The sequence below is a fragment of the Neorhizobium descurainiae genome, from assembly GCF_051400715.1.
Lineage (GTDB): Bacteria > Pseudomonadota > Alphaproteobacteria > Rhizobiales > Rhizobiaceae > Neorhizobium.
This window is the reverse complement of sequence record NZ_JBLFFK010000022.1, coordinates 80,072-98,576: the sequence shown is the minus strand read 5'-3', so window position 1 is coordinate 98,576 and position 18,505 is coordinate 80,072. Positions and strand designations below refer to the sequence as shown.

Here is an 18,505-nt window from a genome sequence, read left to right as displayed (position 1 = left end):
TCCTTTATGCCGCATCCATCATGACCCTCGTCAGACGGATCGCACGCCGCTCATGAATTCTCGGACGGACTCTGAGGCCTGGTTAGTCGCTTGCTGGAACGCATCATCGCGGGCAAAGTGAAAGCCAGGTTGGCCGCCGTCCGACACGAGATCCCCTCTTGCGTCACTGCCGCAACACGCTCTCGCAGATGGTGCGAAAAGGGTCTCGTTATCGAGCTTAGCATCTTTGCCGGCCAGAATGATGAGCCTGATTTGTACCAAAAAGGGAATTGCGTCTAGATCGTCCTGATCTAGCGGAATGGACGGCCACGTGTCGTGTGATCATCCACGAACGATCGCCAGCGGTACGGCGCCAACCGCTGAGGCTGGTCAGTCGGACAGATTGGCGAACTAACTGGCTTCCTGATCGTGCAGTTGTGGGCCAACTGCGCGTATCAACTCAGCAACAAGCATCACCGCGGTATCCATGTCAGTGCGACTGTGCCGGACGAGATGAAGCGAAACCGGCTCAAGGGCGATCGGCACCGGGCGGGAAGTCAGCCGAGCGGCGGCGCTGCCCACCATTACACCTGTCGGAAACGCGGCCAGCAGATCCGTCTCACACAACAGCTCCAGCGCGTGCAAAAAGGTGGGCGCAACAGTGGCAACGCGTCGCTGGCGCCCGATCCGAGTTAGCGCCGCGTCGATCGACCCCTGCCGGTCGCCGTGCCCAGAAACGACGACGTGGGGAAAGGCTAGCCAGCAGTCGAGGTCGAACCTTTCGGCCGCTGCTGCCGGATGGTCGCGTCGCATCATTACGGTATAGGGATATATGCCAAGCGGCTCGGTCCGTAGCAATCCGCGGGAGGCGGGCGCGACGGTAACAACGAGGTCCACCTCACCGCGTTCAAGTCGCTCGACTTCATCACCGACATGCCAAGGGTGAAAGATCAAGTCGATTCCCGGCGCCCGCTTCGCCAGCTCCACCGTCAACGCGGCGCCGAGCGCGGCGGCGAGAACGTCGAACGCGACGAGTCGGACCGCGCCGCGAAGGTCGGTCAAATTCGGCGGTCCGGCCGCAACGATGGCAGCCAGTTGGGCGAGAGCAGTCCGCAGAGGCTCGCGCATTGCCTCAGCACGCGGTGTTCGGCGAAGCCCGTTTGGCGGCGCGCGTGCCAGCAGCGGATCACCGAATAGCACTCGCGCCCGCGCAAGCGCGTTCGAGACGGCTGGCTGGGACAGGCCGAGCCGACCGGCAGCCCGACCTACATGCGCTTCGTCCAGCAGGGCATCCACAATCACGAGCAGGTTAAGATTGATATTACGGAGCTTCATCGCCTGAATACCATAGCATAACAAACATCATTTTGCCAAATGTCGGCCCAGCCGTCATTTTCGATGCGTTGAAGGAGAACGTCGAACATGACCACCCTGCTGCTGCTCGCCCATTCCGATTTTACCGCCTCACGTGCCAACCGCGCCCTGCTTGCCGGGCTGCACGACCAGTCCGGACTCGAAGTAGCCGAGCTTTACGCGCTTTATCCCAGTGGCCAAATCGACTTTGCGGTCGAGCGCGAACGATTGCTGCGCGCCGACAGACTGGTGCTTCAGTTCCCATTATGCTGGTATTCGACACCACCGCTGCTCAAACATTGGCAGGATGCGGTATTGACGCCGATCTTCTATGGGGAGCCGGATACCGCCGCATTGACATCGGGTCTGCCCGTGCTCGCGGCGACCACGACAGGGGGTCCATCAGCGAGCTACCGGCCGGGCGGCCCGGCCGGGACGATCGACGAGCTGTTTGCGCCACTCAGGGCCACCGCGCGCAAATGCGGCTGGCTGTGGCAACCGCCGTTCGCGCTCCATGACGTGCGTACCCTCGATGACGCCGCGCTGACGCGCGCGGGCGAGGACTACAAATCGGCAGTCCTTTCGATGCCCATGTTAGAACGGCGTTTGGAGGCTGTTACATGATTCGTGTTGACCGACTCGAAGCGCAGACCTTCCAACTGACGAGCGGACGCTATTTTGGAGGTGGAGAATATCGCGTAGCTTGAGCCGACGGAGATTGCGTTAAAGCATACGGTTCCTTTCTCCAGCAAGCGCTCCGGTATTATCGGCAAGACCGAGAAAAGATAATTGGCAGGGAGCTGTTGCCGTTCAATGATCGGATGGCGCATCGCTCAACACCACCGAAAGCCATTCTAGATGTGAACCGCGCATTTTATAGAGCGGACTGAGCGCGAAGCGTTCAGCCCAGTCGAATGAGCAGGTGGTGAACACCATTGTGCTCATGATTGCCGGTTACCAATACGGTTTGGTCAACCAGTGGGTGGAAGGGATAGGTGGCCCTTGCTTCGAAAGCCAGAAACCCGGCATCATGAACCCGGCTCGGAGGGTGGTGGACGGACATAGGCCACGTTGGCACCTTGCTGCAGACCTGCAAAATGAACAGCGTCGATCCGCTCCACTGGCTATCTCAGACCTTGACCCGCATTGTTCAAGGCTGGCCGGCAGCCGATATCGAGGCGCTTATGCCCTGGAACTTCAAGCCTGACGCCATCGGCTGACCGCTTACACATTGCTGCAGGTCCTGTGATAAATAAATCGATCGTGAGGTGACGCTGCGAACCGAAAATGAATCAACATCCACCTCGAAAAAGTGGGATGATGGCGCAAGCACTGAGCGATGATCTTCGAATTGGCGAGACGGCATCGCGCTCGAAGTACACTGTTTCGCCAAGGTGATTGCGGGGCCGTAATCGCTACGCATGCTTTAAAACAAGCGGCAGGAATACAAGATCAAGGATTTCAATGATTGCTTGGTCGGAGATGGGCGCCATTGTCATGAATATCTCATGCCTTGCCAAGTCCGTTGGTACGGACACCACTCGTGGGGACAACTTGGTGGGATCGACCTCTCCGCGATCAACGCCACGCTGCAGAATTTCCTGGACGATGCGCGATTCGCCCGAATCGTTGACGATTAAGCATCTCAGGTTTGAGAAGTTCGACTGATTCAGCGTCAGGTCATTCCTCATATCGACCATGAACTTTACCGGAGCTGGGGTCGCGCGCTCGGACCACTTGCGGAGAAGGAGAGCCAGTTCCTCCCGCACGCTTCCCAAATCGGGGATGGTGACCGGATTTTCGGCAAGGTAACGTCCGAGCGCGGCGGCTACCAGTTCAGCGCGACTAGGCCATCTTCGGGCAAGGACCGGGCGGCTCGTGCCCGCGCGTTGCGCAACTCCCTCCAACGTGAAGTTCGCATAACCTTGTTGCTCGAGTTCGAGCCAAGCAGCTTCCAGCAATGCATTCTCGAGCGCTGCGCCACGCCGCCGCTCTGCTTTAGTTTTCTGCATTTCGCTAATCGAGACGTCCGAATCCTGACGGTTTGTAGGTACAAGGTGTACCCTATTCGGGCTCCACCAACAATCACTGGATATCCCAGAACCGGCCGGCCGACCCGTCCATAAAATGCGGCGCGAATCTTGTGCGGGTGTGCGTGGTGCGCGGACAGGTTGGAAGTAGCCGGCCTGAAGGAAAATGCCGACAACGCCAAAACGCGCCGCAATAGGCGCTGCCTGCGTATTTGACCGTTTACACGGTCATTACTCATGTCACCGCCACAAACGAACTCGCGGCCGGTGCGTCTGCGGTCGCCAGCATGATTCCAAGGGCCGTTGGCGTGCCTGTTCCAGTTCCGCGACTTCCAATCGGGCTTGGAAGTCTCACCATAGAAGCGGAGGACTTCCAGTCCGACGAGGGGGCAGGAAGCGACGATGGTATGGGCGCGTGGTGCCAACGCGCTCCTCAGTTCGCCCACCGTCTCAAAGGTTGGAGATGCGTATGCTCTCGGGTCGGATTTCGGGGATGATTTCAGCCATTGTTGGTGACTGGAGAAACACCGTTCGGCAAGATCGGAAATGTACCGTCCATGGATCGGATTGGTTCGCCACTAGGCGGCAAGTCTAAACATGCTGCATGCCGAAGTGTCCGGACGCGATTCCGGCTTGGTGGGAATGATTCTGGTCGATCGGTTTAGCCCCGAATGTACGGAGGCGCTCGGGCTGAGCGCGACACTGGAGCCTTATCTGATTGAGAATTTTGGTGCCATCAAGGCCATCGCGGCGACAGACGGATAGGCCGTCGACCTCAGACAATAAGATGCACAGTGAATCTTATTGAAAGGCAAACCACTTCGCCGTAAGATACAGACAGCATCTTAATTGTCCGGAGCTTTATAATGGATGATGATGGAAGCCAGTCGGGCCGCAGGTTCAGCGTTTTGATTTCCGGTGCGAGTATCGCCGGTCCCACACTTGCATATTGGCTTTCGAGATATGGCTTCAACGTCACGGTGGTGGAGCGCTCTGAAGCCGTTCGAGGGGGTGGCTACGCGATCGACGTGCGTGGAACGGCGGTTGACGTCGTGGACCAGATGGGGATCTACCCCCAGCTCCAGGCGGCGCACATCGGCTCGCGAGAGATAACCTTTCTCAATCCAGACGGCGATGTAGCGGGCCGCATCCGACCCGAGGAATTGACGGGCAGCGAGGAAGGCAGAGACATCGAACTACCACGCGGCAACCTCACCGAACTGCTCTTCGCTCTCACGCAGCGAGAGTCGATTCAATATTTGTTCAATGACTCAATCGAGTCGATCAAAGACGATGGCAACGGCGTGGACGTGACCTTCAAGAATAGCGAGCCGCATCGCTTCGACGTGGTCATCGGCGCGGATGGTCTTCATTCGAACACGCGACGGCTGATTTTTGGTCCGGAAGAGCCGTTCAGTCGATATCTCGGATATTGCTTCAATGGCTTCACGATGCCGAACTTTCTTGGCCTGTCGCATGAATCAATCGCATTCGCCACGCCAGGCAGGTTCGCTGTCCTTTCGGCGTCCGGAGATACCGACACTCTGCACGCTTTCCTGACATTTGCTTCCGAGGCCCCGCCCATCACGGCAAGCCAAGATGAAAAGAGTCAGCGCCGCTTGACGGCGGAAATGTTCGCCGGCGTCGGTTGGGAAGTGCCTCGTCTTGTCGACGCCCTGCAAAAGGCGGATGACTTCTACTACGATGTCGTCAGCCAAATTCATCTTGAGCAATGGTCCAAGGGCCGCGTCGGGCTTGTGGGCGACTCCGCTTTTGCGCCTTCATTTCTTTCCGGCCAGGGTTCTAGCATCGCACTTGTCGGGGCGTACATCCTCGCTGGGGAACTGGCGATCAATCAGGACCCGACCCGTGCCTTTGCAAGCTATGAAAAGCTCATGCGGCCCTTCGCTGAGGCTAATCAAGCATTGGCTGGTAGCGGCGCGTCTTTCCTGCTCCCCCGTACTGAGGATGAGCTAAACGCACGCAATCGAGCTCTCGCTGGCCGTCAGGCGCAGGGCAGCGGAACGATGCCCGGTGATGATTCCCGGACCGTGCATAGCTCGCTTCGCCTGCCGGATTATAGCGCTGCGCTAGTGCCTGAGATCGACGGCAGCGACTGAGGCTGACACTTCAGGAGCATCCTCTGGAAGAAAGGGCCGAGGCGCCTTTTCTTCCGCTGGCGCGGGAGAAAGGGCGATAGCGGCGCAAGTTGAAAGCATTCGCCTGGTGCCGGATATATCGCTCGACCTTCGCTAGTTGCGATACCCTATCTTGGTTTCAACAACCGGCAGCAGCCGGCGGGCGGCCGATATTATGAATGTATCTCAATTGGAGGCAAGCCGACAGATGCTGCAGGTACTACGACTCATCCTCTTCGCGCGAAATTCCTCAAGCTCCTGAAAGCGGTCGATGTCGTCGAAAATCGACTTCAATAGAGCGAGCGCCGGATATAAGATGCTGCCAGCTGTCGCCTCTTCACGATATCCCTCGGTCTGTCGAGGATGAACCGCCAGCTCCCCATAGTCACGGAGGATACACGTGTAAGCAATGCGCAATGCCGCGGCGTGCATCAGCGTTTCAGGATCCACACGGTCTTGCCCATTTGCGAGGCGGCAATCCCGCTCGTCGTTCGAGTCAGCGCCAGGCACCTCTCCGCTTCGCTCTGTTCCGGCCTGATGCAGATTCCCCCAGGCACAGCCCGCCATGTGGGATGGATAGTCGCTATGTTGTCGCTAATGGTTCCACCGCCGTCAGGACGTAACACAAGGATGTTGGATGCTCTCCGCTTTACGATGAACATCTCCCACGGCTTGCCGTCGGCGACCACGCCGGCTAGAAAGTCTTCGCCTAAGGCCGGTCGAGCCACCAGAGACAGAAGGGCGATGACGAACGCGATGAGGAAGCGGCGAGGGCAGGGATCGGCGACCAGGCGCTCTGTGGACATGACATTCCTTTCGGATCTGAGGGCTCGTCGTCGACGTGCCGATGTTGTGCTCCCGACGGGTCCGCCCGGATGTGGAGTTTTGGAAAAAGGTCCGGAGGATAATGGCCGTGGCTAGGTCGAACGGGCCGTGGCCACTGTAACCGACCGTCACTCATCAATGCTGTATTCCTTTCGAAATTGGAAATCTTTGGACCCTCGCGCGTCCAGGGCTGGTTGGGTTTCAAGGGATCAACTTCCCCAAGGGCGTGCATCGGAGGATCGCCTCGAGCGTTTCGGGGTCGGCGGCAAACGCGGAATACGGCATCAGCGCGGACACTGCGGCTCAGACCAAGCCGGCAATCCGCTTCTTCTATGCATGGCGAACATCCTGGCTCATAGATTTCTCCTGTCTCAGGTCGAGGCGCCGCATTTGCGGCTCGTCGGCGACCGTGAAGCCGAAGAATTGCGAGGGCATTACGCATCCGAAGATCAACCCAGCGCTCTTCTTTGAAATGACGTTGCCCGAACGGCGAGTAGGACGTCGACAAAATGGCGTCTGAACGAGCCGCTCTTTCAACGAGAATGAACGCCGACGTGCCGCCGGCGCGAAGCCGGCGGCACGTCGATTTTCACATTGCCCGTCTCAAGTGATCAGGGCGCCACGACCGGCTTCGGCTTTTTGTCGACCCATTGCGGCGGGGCACCGTATTTTGAGGCAACGACGCCCATTAGTCCCGGAGCACGGCCGAACGTTTCGCAGGCCGCATATTTCGGTTTTCCGCCAAGCCACGACTTGACGCGCTGCCGCGAAGGTATCGAGAGGTTCAATCCCTTCGGCTCTTTGCCCGTGATCAGTATCCGCGAGAAGTCACTTGCGAACTTCGTCGCCAGACCGTAGGCATCTCCGACCTGCGACACGCGGGGATTGTCCTGGATCGAGTTCGCGCCCCGCGCCCAGATCATTGCTGCGCTCTGGATTCCGCCGCTGTCGACCGCTTCAGCCTCGACCGCAAGCCCGCCCAATCCGAACGGCAGACGCGGAATGCTGACAGGCAGCGCGAAACCGGAGCCGACGCTGACCGCAGTCGCAACACCGGCCATCGCCTTGTTGGTCGGGACGATATCGGCGACGGTCGAATGAATGGTCAAGTCCGCCTGCTGATCGGCTGCAACCATCTGGTACTTGTCGCTGAGCGCGACGCAGAGCGCCCGATCGAGTGCGTTCGTCACCAGAAAACGGTCTGCGTCGGACTTGATCTTGGATGCAGCACTGAAGGAGAAGGTCGTCGGCAGGATCTTTACGGTTTTCACCTGCGCGAGATGGCGGCCGTCGACATAGATCTGCTTTTTTGCCAGCGTCCCTTTGGGAGGGCTGAGCTTGCTGTAGGAGCCGAGTGTACCGGCCTGTTTGATCGGCACGGACGTGCATCCAGCAGCCGCAGCGGCCAGAAGCAGCATGATCGACGACAGGAAAAAGTGTCCGATCGAAAAGGGGAATGACAGGCGAAATTTGCTGGAATTGCTGCGCACGCTCACTGGCCTCCGTCGTTGACTGTGCGAAGGACAGTGGTCAGCAACAATTGCCGCAGCATTACAAAAATCGACAGGGCTGGCCTTGCCGCACCGGGCGCAGGAAGAGGCGTCGGGGCAGCAACGAACGGCTAAGCCAAGACAGGCGAGGGACCCGGCCGTCAGATCCGGATCGTTACTTCGGTTCCCGTCGGACCGCTCTTTAGGCTGACACCGCCGTCGTGATTTTCGACGATCTGCTTGACGAGGCTCAGACCCAAGCCGGCGCCCTTGCTGCTGGGAGCAACCCGGTAGAAGGGTTGGAACACCAGTTCCTGCTGATCGGCGGGAATGCCGCTTCCCTCGTCGGTCACGCCGATCCGGCCGTCGGCGGACACCGAGATGGTGATTGCGCCGGTGTTGCCGCCATATTCGATCGCATTGCGGACCAGATTGCTGATTGCGCGTTCCAGGGCGGAGGGGCTGCCCTGGCGCACGAGACGTTCGACGTCGCTTTGCAGGGAAATCTGATAGCCGGCCCCGATCGCCAGCGGGGCGAGGTCGGCCACCACCGTCTGGGCGATTTCGACGAGATCGACCGTCTCATGGAGGTCGGTCGCCTGGTCGTTTCGTTCGAAAGCAAGAAGCTGTTCGGCCGTGTCGGCCAGGCGCGCGACGTCTTTAAGCATCCGCCCGCGTTCCACGCCTTCCGGCATTCCGTCGATGCGGGTCTGCATGATGGCGATCGGCGTCCTGAGCTCATGGGCAGCATCGATTAGGAAGCGCTGGCGTTTTCGAAATTCGCTCTCAAGTCGCTCGAGCGCACCGTTGAATGCGATGACGAGGGGAGCAACTTCCCGCGCAACCCCCTCGACGGGCAAGCGCGTATCCGGTCGGTGCGGCTCGATCTCCGAGGCTTTCTGCGCGACGTCGCTTACCTTTGCAAGGGCGCGTCTGACGATCTGCGGAACGGCAAGAAAAATCGCAGGCAGCGTGATCGCGATCAACGACACGTAAATCGGATAGGCTCGCAGAAACAACGCCAGGACCGGCCAGCCTTTGCTGCTTGCGCCGCCGGAGAGTATCCTGACCTCACCGATCGCCGTTTCTGCGCTGTCGATCGTCGCGATCTCTCTGGTGACGGCCGATCCTCGGATGTCGGCATCATCGAACAAATGCACCAGCCCCGCCAATTGGGCGTAGGCCGGCGGGATGGTTCCATAGGAGACATGAGCGCCTTCTGTGGTGGCCGCGACGAACCAGAGCGTGGCATTCTGCTGCTTGAGGGCCTGAAGCCCTGGCGTTTCCCGCAGCAGGAAACGTCCCTGATCGTCGCGTGCCGCAGCTTCGCTGATGACCGCCCCGACCGTTTCCTCCATCGCCATGTTCGGCGACATGATCGTGGTCGCCCATACGCAAAGCCCGATGATCACCGCGGCAACCACGGCGACGATCACCAGGCTGAGCTGCCAGCTCAGCCGCCACCACAGAGAGGGGTTCGATGTTTTCGCCACGCCTGTTATTCGTCCTTCAGCAGATATCCGACCCCGCGGATGTTATGGATGGCGATGCCGGCGCCGGCATCAAGCAATCGCTTGCGCAGCCTCGAGATATGCGCGTCGAGCGCGTTGGACTGGATCTCTTCCTCGTAGTTGTAGACGGCGGCCTCCAGTGTCGAGCGCAGGACCGTCTTGTCTTTGCGCTTGGCGAGCGCGACGAGAACTAGAAGTTCACGCCTTGGAAGATCGAACGGAGCGGCATCGATCGCGACGCTCAAGTTGAGCGGATCAATGCTCATACGCCCGACGGTCACGACAGGTTCGGCAAGGTTCGTCGGGCGGCGGAGCACCGCCCTGACGCGCGCCATCAGTTCCTCGACAAGAAACGGTTTGCCGAGATAGTCGTCGGCGCCGATGTCCAGACCCTTGACGCGCTCCAACGGCTCGTTTCTGGCCGTCATCACGATGATCGGCGTATCTCGCCCCGAGCCCCGCAACTTCGGAATGAGCGTCAGTCCTTCGCCATCGGGCAGACGACGGTCGAGGAGGATGGCGTCGTAGTCATTCTGTAGCGTCAATTCGAAGGCATCGGCAAGGCTCGCCGTTTGGTCGGTGACGATGCCATGCTTGCTCAGCGCGACCGCGAGCGCCGCGGCCAGTTCCCTCTCGTCCTCGATCAAAAGAAGTCTCATCGTTCCGTCGCTTTCTCTCGCTGCCTTCTCAACCGCCAGGATTGCGGCAGCATTACAAGAGACGAAGGACTTATGCGCGCATTATCGCTCCAGGGCGCACCGGCGTCGTCATTCCATGTCGGGCATCGTAGGGATAGTTCGGATGGTCCTTGAGATGATCGTCGGGAATGTCGAGGAGTCTGGCAACCGCCGCGGCCTCGAAACACCAGTAGCCGAAATACTCGTCGTATTTCGAAAGATGGTTCTCGTGCCAATGAGCGTCGCTCTTGGCCGTGTACCATCGCTGCACGAAAGCGCCGAGTTGCAAGGCCCGGTCCTCGCCCTCCACAATAAAGCACCGATATAGGCTCGAATAGGGATCGGGCCAAAGCAGCCGCCGGGACGGATCGTGAGGCCGCCTTCCGAGATATCCCGCGAGCGCGTCAACCAGCGCGTCGCAGAACAGTCCCTGCAGCGGCGCATGCGCGAGAAATTCCAGCACAAGGGTGCATTTGTGGCGAGGGACTTCGAAGAGAATGCACCAGGCAAGGATGCGGCATAGTTCGTCGATCGTAGCGCCTTGAAGCCTGCGATCGCCGGGTCGCCCGCCGAAAAGTCTGTTCAGCCGAAGGATCATCGACAAGGCGTCGAGTGCGCTGTGGACCAAATCTAGCACCTCGGCATGTGCGCGATGCGCCGAAAAGCCGGCGACGGCGTTTTGACAGGACGTGCGGAACAGATCCCACGCAAACCCCAACCGCTTGTGAGGGTCGAGCCGGGGGTCGTCGGCGCTGAAAGCAAGCTCCTCGGCGAGTTCCGCGTTTACCGCAAGGTAGGTGGTAAAGTATCCTTGGCTCTTGATTTGATGTTTCACGTCTTTTTTCGCTGCGGGTCTCACCTCGCCGGTCCCTCCGGATCGATCAGGACAGTGCGGGCCTCGTCTTCGGAAGAAGACCGCCCTGTCTTTCTCGGACTGGCGACGTCGAAGAGCCGCTTTACGAACGCAGCCGTGTCGAATCGGCTTGCGGCTTTCGTGTCGTCGGCCCGTGCGGCGCTCTGGAAAACAAAGGCGTCGATATTGACCACCGGAAGCGCGGTGATTTGGCGTATCGTCTGGATACCGGTCGTGTGGGCCGCTGTCACGTCGAAGCGTCCGATCCCCGCCGCATCCTGAAGTTCGGACACCGTGACGGCCGTCGTGACGGCCATGCCGTGAGACGTCAGCAGTTCGCCGATGCGGGCGGCGATATCCGGCTGTTTGGCATAAAGGAGGACGGCGATCGGTCCTGGTTCGCGAGACGATTGCACTGAAAGATCCGATGGAAGACGCTGCCGGTCGGCAGAGCTGGTTGCGATGTAAAGCCAACATCGCGGCGATCGGCTTGCCGCGATGTCTTTTGGTGGCGCCTTAGAACCGGTAGCCGACGCCGAGCATGGCGAAGGGCTGGACGTCCTCCTTGACGATCGGACTGTCTTTGACATCCCCCAGCAGGAAGCCCGCGCCCGCGGCCCCAGTGACCATCCAGTGCTCGGTCCACAGATACGTGATCGTTCCCTTGATATCGACGCGCTTGAAACTGGCCTCGGCTTCGTACTCGGCGAGACCGGAGCGCGCCGACTGGGCGGCGTTGATCCCGAAATAGGATTCCATGTGCTTGTCGTCGGCCCAGGTGCCCGAGAGATCGGCCGAGAAGATGAATCGTTCGTACTGATAGGAGGCTTTCGTTCCGATGGTGCCTGTCAGCCCCTCGCTGCCGCCGATCGTTTTGTCGAGCGCAGCATAGAACTCGAAAGGCCCCGTCTCGAAGCTCACCAGGCCTCCGACCACACCGCCCGGATCGATATCGCCCAGACCGCGAAGGTAATCGGAATCGTCCTCCTTTCGGCCCATGTCGACGCCGCCGGTGATGGCGAACCGGAAACCGCTCTGCTTCCAGACGTCGACCTTCAGCCCGTCCGTATCGAGGAAGACGCGGTCGCCGAATTGCGCGGAGATGAGCGGGAAAGGCTGGACCTCATATTCGTCCGACCCTTCGTACTCGGGAAGATAGACTGCGCCGAAGCCGGCCGTCACCTTCCAGTCGTGAAGCTTTCCGCGAATGCCGCCGACGCGTTCCTCCTCCTGGCTCGCGACGGGGATGTCGGCTTCCCCGGTATTGAAGTCGGCGGCGAGCGCGGCGGCCGGAGACAGCATCCAAGCCATCGCAAGCGCCGCGAACGCTATATTGGTCTGCCTTCGGTCACGCATTGAGACGAAAGGGACACGCGCGAAGGCTTCGGACCTCGCTGTTTCATGGCGAAGTCGTTTATCTGTGGTCACTTGGATATCTCCTGTTTTGACTGCGCAGAAACCGCAAGCAGGCGGTTTGCGCGAGAAGAGTGGGGGAGGAGAATTGCCGCTGCATTACAACGCGAAACTCCAAACGCTGGAGGCGGTACCGACAGCCGCAGCGCGGCGGTGGACTGACTGCGGGCGAGGCCGGCGAGCCAAGCAAGCGGTCTCGTCTGCTTGCTGCTATTGAAGCATTCGCCCGGAAATGATGATCAGCATGACGATCGGACCACCGAGCAGCGCTGCGAACATCAGCGCCGAAAGCAACACCCGCCCGAAAAGGCGCGATAGAAATCTCTTCTTGCCGCCCATCGAGCTATCTCGCCTGCGTGGCATCGGAACGCTGCCGTGAAGCCCTGCGTGGGCGGCGCGTGACCCTAAGCCTTACGCTGTCGATCAATGAGAGGACGACAGGAACGACGACGAGCGTCAGGATGGTCGAACTGAGCAGGCCGCCGATCACGGCGTGCGCCATGGGCGCCCGCTGTGCGCCGGCGCCTACAGCCGCCATGGCGAGCGGCAGCATGCCGAAGATCATCGCGAGCGTCGTCATGACGATTGGGCGCAACCGCACCATGCCGGCATTCTCCAGCGCTTCGCAGAGCGGCAGTCCGCGCCGGCGTTCCCGGTTGGCGAAATCGACCAGCAGAATGCCGTTCTTGGTCACGAGCCCCATCAGCATGATGAAGCCGATCATCGAGAACATGTTGATCGTGCTTCCGGCGACCAGCAATCCGGCAAGCACGCCCACGAGCGATAGGGGAAGCGCCGCCATGATGGCGATCGGCTGACTGAAGCTTTCGAATTGCGACGCCAGCACGACATAGATGAAGATGACCGCCATGACCAGCGCCTTCAGCATGCTGGTCGCCGCCTTGCCGATGTCCTCGGCATCTCCGCCGAACTTGATCCGGTATCCGGACGGCAGCTTCTGGCGGGCGACGAGGGCTTCGAGATCCTCCGTCGCATCTCCGACTACCCGGCCGGAAACGTCGGCAGCGATCCTGACCTCGCGCATTTGGTCCAGGCGGCGGATTTCCGATGCGGCCGGAGCGAGATCGATGTCGGCGACCTGATCGAGCCGCACCAGAGCGGGCTGTGCGTCTTCGTGCGAGCTCGACGATTTAAGCGTCAGCTGACGGATGGCGGCGAGGTTCGCGCGCTGATCCTGCGGGAGCCGCACGACGACATCGCGGGTTTCTCCAAGTTCGTCCGACCATGTGGCGACGTCTTCGCCGCCGACAAGCGCCGAAAGCATGTCCGCAAGCATTGCGAGATCGATGCCGAGATCGCTTGCCTGCTCGCGCTTCAGGCGAACGGACAGGATCGATTTCTCCTCCTCGGCGCTCGAGTTGATGTCGACGATGCCGGGAATGCCACGCATCCCGGCGATCAGGTCCGCGGCAACCTTGTCGAGCACGGTTCGGTCGTCGCCGAGCACGCTGATTTGGATCGGGCTTGCACCGCCGGCGAGACCCTCCTGGATGATCGCAATTTCGATCCCGGGAATGACCGAGAGCCGCCTGCGGATGGGATCCGCCAATTCGACAGGCGTGCGCTCGCGCGCCTCATGCGGCACGAGGCTGACCAGCAGGGTGGCCTTATGCCTGCCCGGGCTGCCGCCAGTGTTGACGGTCGAATAGACCAAGGCCACCTCCGGAAACTCCCGCAGAGCCGTCTCCACCTGGCCGAGTTTCGCGGTCGTATAGTCGAGCGAGGAATCGGCCGGCGTCGTGACGGTAATCTGGAATCGGCCTTCGTCCCCGGCGGCGACGAATTCGACGCCGACGAGCGGGACCATGAAAATGCTGCCGACGAAGATGGTGCCAGTCAGCCCCAGGACAATGAGACGATGGCGCAGCGTCCAGCGGATGATCAACCGATAGTGTTCCGAAAGCGTCTTGAAGCCGTGGTCGAAGCGCGCGACAACCCGGCCGACGGGACCGCGTGCCGCATCCGGTGCGGCGTCCGGATCATGCCATACGCTGGACAGCATCGGATCGAGCGTGAAGGCGACAAAAAGCGAAATCAGGACGGCCGCCGAAACCGTCACGCCGAACTCGTAGAAGAAGCGGCCCACCATGCCTTCCATGAAGGCGACCGGCAGGAAGACCGCGACGATCGTTGCAGTGGTCGCCAGGACCGCCAAGCCGATCTCGCGTGTTCCGTCCAAGGCGGCGCGAAAGTGCGACTTGCCCATATGCAGATGCCGCGTGATGTTTTCGCGCACAACGATCGCATCGTCGACCAAGATGCCGATCGACAATGTCAGGGCGAGCAGGCTCAGCATGTTCAGCGTAAAGCCCAGAAGGTCGATGACCGCAAGCGTTCCGATCATCGAGATCGGCAGCGTCAGGGCCGTAATGACGGTGCTGCGCCACGAGTTCAGGAACAGAAACACGATGGCGACGGCCAAGGCGGCGCCTTCGATCAGGGTCGAGCGGACCTCGGCCAGCGACTCTACGATTGGCTTCGATGCGTCCTTGACGATCTTGAGCTCTACGTCCTGGCCCGCGAATTCCGCGCTGAGCTGACCGAGCCGGGCGCGTACGTCGGCAACGACCTGCGCGGTGTTGGCATCCTGGACCTTGACGATATCGGCCGCGAGCGAGGTGACGCCGTTGATGATTGCCCGGCTTTCCGGATCCGCCGGATCCGTTTCAATGGCGGCGACGTCGGCAAGATGGATGGCGGCTCCCCCCCGTCGGGCGACGATCACCTCCAGAAATTCCCTGGGGACCCGTACCCGACCGCGGATTTGCAGTCCGCGCTCGGAGATCCCGTTGATCATGCTGCCGGCAGGTCGGTTCCGGTTGTTGGCCCTGATCGCGTCGACGACCTCATTCACGCCGATGCCGAGGGCGTTTAGCCTTGTTTCGTCAAGGCGGATGACGACCTGCTGTTTTTGTCCGCCGACCAGCGTGACCTGTCCTACGCCGGAGACGGTCGCGAGTGCACGCACGAGATGCCGTTCGGCGAGGCTGGTCAGGTCCGGCACGTCGAGTGAGGTCGAGTTGATCACGACGGAAAGAACAGGCTCGTCCGAGGGGTTGAATCGCGACACGACCGGCGTATCGGCTTCGTCCGGAAGTTCCGCGTTAAGGGCGGCGACCTTGTCGCGGACGTCTTGCGCCGCGATCGCGCTTTCCACTTCGAGCTTGAAGCTTGCGATTACCACCGAGCGGCCCTCGTAGGAGGTCGAGGTGACTTCCTCGATTCCGCCGATCGTGCTGAGGGCTTCCTCGATCGGCTTCGTCACCTCGATCTCCACGGTTTCGGGGGAAGCCCCGGCATAGGCGGTGGTGACCACCACGACCGGAACATCGACATTGGGAAACTGATCGACGCCGAGCCGATTGTAGGAGAAGAGCCCGAGCACCACGAGGACCACCATCATCATGGTGGCGAAGACGGGATGGTCAACGGAAACGCGCGTCAGAAACATCTCAGCCAGCCTCCGTCATCCTGACGGCGAGGCTGGGATGCAGCTCCCGCAAAGGGGCGGTCACGACGACGTCGCCGCGCACAAGCCCTAGGATCTGCGCCGTCTCGTCGTCGTGCCATCTGGAGATGACGGTCACCGGCTGGCGAACGAGGAGGTCGTCGGACAGCTTGAGGACGTAGGCACCGTCCCGGTCCTGCCGGAGCGAGGCGATCGGAACGGCGATCGCATCCTCGGCCTGACGCACGAGGATCGTACCGGTCACGAACATGCCTCCCTTCAGGCGCGGATCCTCGTGCGCCAAGCGGATATAGACGGCGACGGAGCGACTGCCCTCTTGGGCCGTCGGATTGATCCGGGCGACCGTCCCTAAAATTGTCTGCTGCTCGATGCCGTCGATGCGCAGTTCCGCCTCTTGCCCGACGGCAACGCGCGAAACGTCTCGCGTCGAGACCAGGACCTTCGCCTCCATCACGCTAACGTCGACGAGCGTCAGGAGCTCCGCATCCGCCCCGACGCGCGCGCCGCGGCCGACGGACAATTTCGAGACGGTGCCGTCGAAGGGAGCAAGTACATCGGCGTCGCGCAACGCGATGCGGGCGATTTCCACCTGCGCCGAAAGGCTGTCCAGCCGCGCCTTTGCGGCGCCGACCTCGCCTCTTGCCCTTTCGAGCTGCTCCTGGCTTGCGACATTCTTGCCGGCCAGCTGTTCGATCCTGGCAAGCGATTGCATCGCCAGAAGCAGGTCGGACACCGCCCCCTGCCGGTCGGCTTCCTTCTGATTGAGGACCGAATGGAGATCCTCGACCTCGAACCGGACCAGGACGTCGCCGGCCTTGACCGCCTGACCTTCCCGGACGTCGGACTGAACGATGCGGCCGCCGCTTCGGGCGCGCAGGGTCGCCTGGTTGAACGGGCGGATTTCGCCGCTGACGCGAAGACGTTCGGAAAGAGCCATCGGCTCAACCTTGGCGATTTCCATCGGGGAGAGTTCGAGCGGCGGTCTGGCGCTCGCCGCTTCCACGGAGGCAACGACCTTTTTCAGGCGATCGTTCGGATCGCTCGTGCCGCCGGCCGGATCAATCGTGACGATGGCGGCATAAGCGCATGCGAGAAGTGCTGCCGCCATCATCGATCGCCTCGTCCATTTAAGTGTCATTGTCGAATCCTCATTGCGACCGAGCATATCCTGGCGCGCGACTGGCGCCGGCATGTTCATCGCTTGGCCTTAGAACTTGGAGATGGACAATTGCGGCAGCATTACCTTCCGATTTCGACCTGCGCGCTTGTGCGCATGCGGCCGTGCCTTCTTGAACCGGCGGAGGCAATGGCTTTCAGTCTCTCACCGAAGCCCTCTTTGCCGATACCGACCGCCGACCATTTCATTTGGAAGCGCTCCAGCCGCTGCGGCGTTGCACTACCGCAAGGGGCAGGGGGCGACGGTGGAGCCAGCCCATCGAAAGTGCAGTGTCACGTGCCCGTCGCGTTGATACGCCACCCATTCGGACATCTGGGCCGGGTTCGGAGCCCAGGCAGCCATTTGAAGCGGACTGATCCCGGCAACGCAGTCGTCGGTTCACTATTCCGCGAAACGCAAATTTCCGCAGACACCCTTCGACGAGCTACGTCTTTTCGCCACGCCGTATTTCGCGGCCTGTAGCGGCCTTTCTTAGTCGACCTTGAGTGTCTCCTGGCACATTTGCGAAAACTTGTCGCGCGAGTTCTTCAGGCAGCTTTTGATTGTGAGGGGGTTTAGCCCTCCGCATATCTGCTTCATTTCCTGCTGGCAGATGTGGGCTGTCACCCAAAAAGCCTGGCATTCCGGAGACAGCTTAGATTTATTTTCTTCCATGCAGTTTGAGATGGCATCCGGCGTGAGCCGCCAAGGTCGAAGGCAAAGGGACCGCATTTTCGCTCCGCAGATTTCCTTGACCTGAGGACTCGGCGGCGCGGCCACTACTGATTGCGACGACATTAGAAGGATGCCGAGCAGCACGGCGGCATGAGTGCAAAGGTCTCGAACCGAGGTCAATGACATACTCATGCGGAAGCATCTTTGAAGTCCACGGTGGCGCGCAGGACAAGTTCGGCTTGGTATCGCGCGCACGTAGCCCGCACACAACGTGCATAAATCAGCGCTCACCGCCCATGAACGGAGATCGCGGCTCATCGCTTCGATCTCATCTGCGGCGAAAGTGGCATAAGGGAATAACAAGGTCGCAACCACCGAAGCGAGACCCGAGATCAGTTTTATCAAAATATGGCTATGGTCGTCGCTCATCGTTTCCTCTTACTCGAATGGTGAATTGCAAATTAGCTTCGATGTGACGATCATCCTCGTGGATTGCAGTGACATTACAGGACAACAAGATCTGCCCACGGTATCGCTGTCTCTATTGAATGCGAAGCGGCCGATGTTCGATATGAAGCTGTGCCGCTGCTCGAGGCATCGTTCGGCAGCCGTGCCATGACCACTACAATGAGATGCTGCAGCGACATCCAATCTGCTTGAAGCAATTCCCGAACGCTGTAGCTGGACATCCGGTCGTTGCGGCCTCTGCACGGCCAAGCACAGGAAGCGAACTCCGTGAGGTTCTGAGTGGGCTCGGCGGGATTTGTCGGACCTTCTGCTTTACCAGCAAGGGACTGGGCGTGAAGCCTCCCCAGATCAGGATCCATTTCAGTCTGGGCCGACGTGCGTTATCGTTATGACAGCGCGAGCGGCCAAGGCTGTCCTCAGTCTGATTAGTTCCTGTGGAAGCGCCAA

The 18,505-nt window shown here is 60.4% G+C and carries 16 protein-coding genes and 1 pseudogene; 4 read left to right on the top strand and 13 right to left on the bottom strand.

All coding sequences use genetic code 11. The annotated features are described in order from the left end of the window. Window positions 1-390: 390 nt before the first annotated feature. Window positions 391-1,314, bottom strand: a complete 924-nt coding sequence (locus ACMGE0_RS27535) for a LysR substrate-binding domain-containing protein (RefSeq protein WP_436819074.1) — start codon at window positions 1,312-1,314, stop codon at window positions 391-393. Window positions 1,315-1,401: 87 nt separating this feature from the next. Between ACMGE0_RS27535 and ACMGE0_RS27530 the strand changes: the two genes are divergently transcribed. Beyond that, on the top strand, window positions 1,402-1,956 hold the full coding sequence (locus ACMGE0_RS27530) for an NAD(P)H-dependent oxidoreductase (RefSeq protein ID WP_436819073.1): 555 nt from the start codon (window positions 1,402-1,404) through the stop codon (window positions 1,954-1,956). Between the two features lie 414 nt (window positions 1,957-2,370). Continuing rightward, window positions 2,371-2,552, top strand: a pseudogene (locus ACMGE0_RS27525) (transposase domain-containing protein); the annotation flags it as partial. A 195-nt stretch (window positions 2,553-2,747) separates the two neighbouring features. Here the strand turns inward: ACMGE0_RS27525 and ACMGE0_RS27520 are convergent. Continuing rightward, the gene (locus ACMGE0_RS27520) at window positions 2,748-3,344 is read right to left on the bottom strand and encodes a TetR/AcrR family transcriptional regulator (RefSeq protein WP_436819072.1); all 597 of its coding nucleotides are present in this window, start codon (window positions 3,342-3,344) and stop codon (window positions 2,748-2,750) included. 615 nt (window positions 3,345-3,959) lie between these two features. Here ACMGE0_RS27520 and ACMGE0_RS27515 point away from each other — a divergent pair. Then, on the top strand, window positions 3,960-4,127 hold the full coding sequence (locus ACMGE0_RS27515) for a hypothetical protein (RefSeq protein ID WP_436819071.1): 168 nt from the start codon (window positions 3,960-3,962) through the stop codon (window positions 4,125-4,127). Between the two features lie 101 nt (window positions 4,128-4,228). Continuing rightward, window positions 4,229-5,482 carry an FAD-dependent monooxygenase gene (locus ACMGE0_RS27510; RefSeq protein ID WP_436819070.1) on the top strand — a complete coding sequence of 418 codons (1,254 nt, stop codon included), beginning with the start codon at window positions 4,229-4,231 and terminating at the stop codon, window positions 5,480-5,482. Window positions 5,483-5,931: 449 nt separating this feature from the next. On the opposite strand, the gene ACMGE0_RS27505 is transcribed toward ACMGE0_RS27510, so the two are convergent. The 11 genes from ACMGE0_RS27505 to ACMGE0_RS27455 form a co-directional block, all read right to left on the bottom strand. Then, entirely contained in the window at window positions 5,932-6,306 is a 375-nt protein-coding gene (locus ACMGE0_RS27505; RefSeq protein ID WP_436819069.1) for a hypothetical protein, read from the bottom strand. 630 nt (window positions 6,307-6,936) lie between these two features. Continuing rightward, entirely contained in the window at window positions 6,937-7,743 is an 807-nt protein-coding gene (locus ACMGE0_RS27500) for a DUF3313 domain-containing protein (protein ID WP_436819080.1), read from the bottom strand. Window positions 7,744-7,976: 233 nt separating this feature from the next. After that, window positions 7,977-9,317 (bottom strand): sensor histidine kinase, encoded by a 1,341-nt coding sequence (locus ACMGE0_RS27495; RefSeq protein ID WP_436819079.1) that lies wholly within the window; start codon window positions 9,315-9,317, stop codon window positions 7,977-7,979. Further along, on the bottom strand, window positions 9,314-9,985 hold the full coding sequence (locus ACMGE0_RS27490) for a response regulator transcription factor (protein WP_436819068.1): 672 nt from the start codon (window positions 9,983-9,985) through the stop codon (window positions 9,314-9,316). The genes ACMGE0_RS27495 and ACMGE0_RS27490 overlap by 4 nt, the downstream gene beginning before the upstream one ends. Before the next feature lie 70 nt (window positions 9,986-10,055). Next, the gene (locus tag ACMGE0_RS27485) at window positions 10,056-10,838 is read right to left on the bottom strand and encodes a PoNe immunity protein domain-containing protein (RefSeq protein WP_436819067.1); all 783 of its coding nucleotides are present in this window, start codon (window positions 10,836-10,838) and stop codon (window positions 10,056-10,058) included. Between the two features lie 20 nt (window positions 10,839-10,858). After that, entirely contained in the window at window positions 10,859-11,272 is a 414-nt protein-coding gene (locus ACMGE0_RS27480) for a hypothetical protein (protein ID WP_436819066.1), read from the bottom strand. Between the two features lie 100 nt (window positions 11,273-11,372). Then, the gene (locus tag ACMGE0_RS27475) at window positions 11,373-12,167 is read right to left on the bottom strand and encodes a MipA/OmpV family protein (RefSeq protein ID WP_436819065.1); all 795 of its coding nucleotides are present in this window, start codon (window positions 12,165-12,167) and stop codon (window positions 11,373-11,375) included. Window positions 12,168-12,479: 312 nt separating this feature from the next. Beyond that, a complete protein-coding gene (locus tag ACMGE0_RS27470; RefSeq protein WP_436819064.1) occupies window positions 12,480-12,608 on the bottom strand; it encodes a hypothetical protein in 129 nt (42 codons plus the stop codon). A 4-nt stretch (window positions 12,609-12,612) separates the two neighbouring features. Beyond that, window positions 12,613-15,741 carry an efflux RND transporter permease subunit gene (locus ACMGE0_RS27465; RefSeq protein ID WP_436819063.1) on the bottom strand — a complete coding sequence of 1,043 codons (3,129 nt, stop codon included), beginning with the start codon at window positions 15,739-15,741 and terminating at the stop codon, window positions 12,613-12,615. A gap of 1 nt (window position 15,742) precedes the next feature. After that, window positions 15,743-16,897 (bottom strand): efflux RND transporter periplasmic adaptor subunit, encoded by a 1,155-nt coding sequence (locus ACMGE0_RS27460; RefSeq protein ID WP_436819062.1) that lies wholly within the window; start codon window positions 16,895-16,897, stop codon window positions 15,743-15,745. A 510-nt stretch (window positions 16,898-17,407) separates the two neighbouring features. Continuing rightward, entirely contained in the window at window positions 17,408-18,019 is a 612-nt protein-coding gene (locus ACMGE0_RS27455) for a hypothetical protein (protein WP_436819061.1), read from the bottom strand. Between the last annotated feature and the right edge of the window lie 486 nt (window positions 18,020-18,505).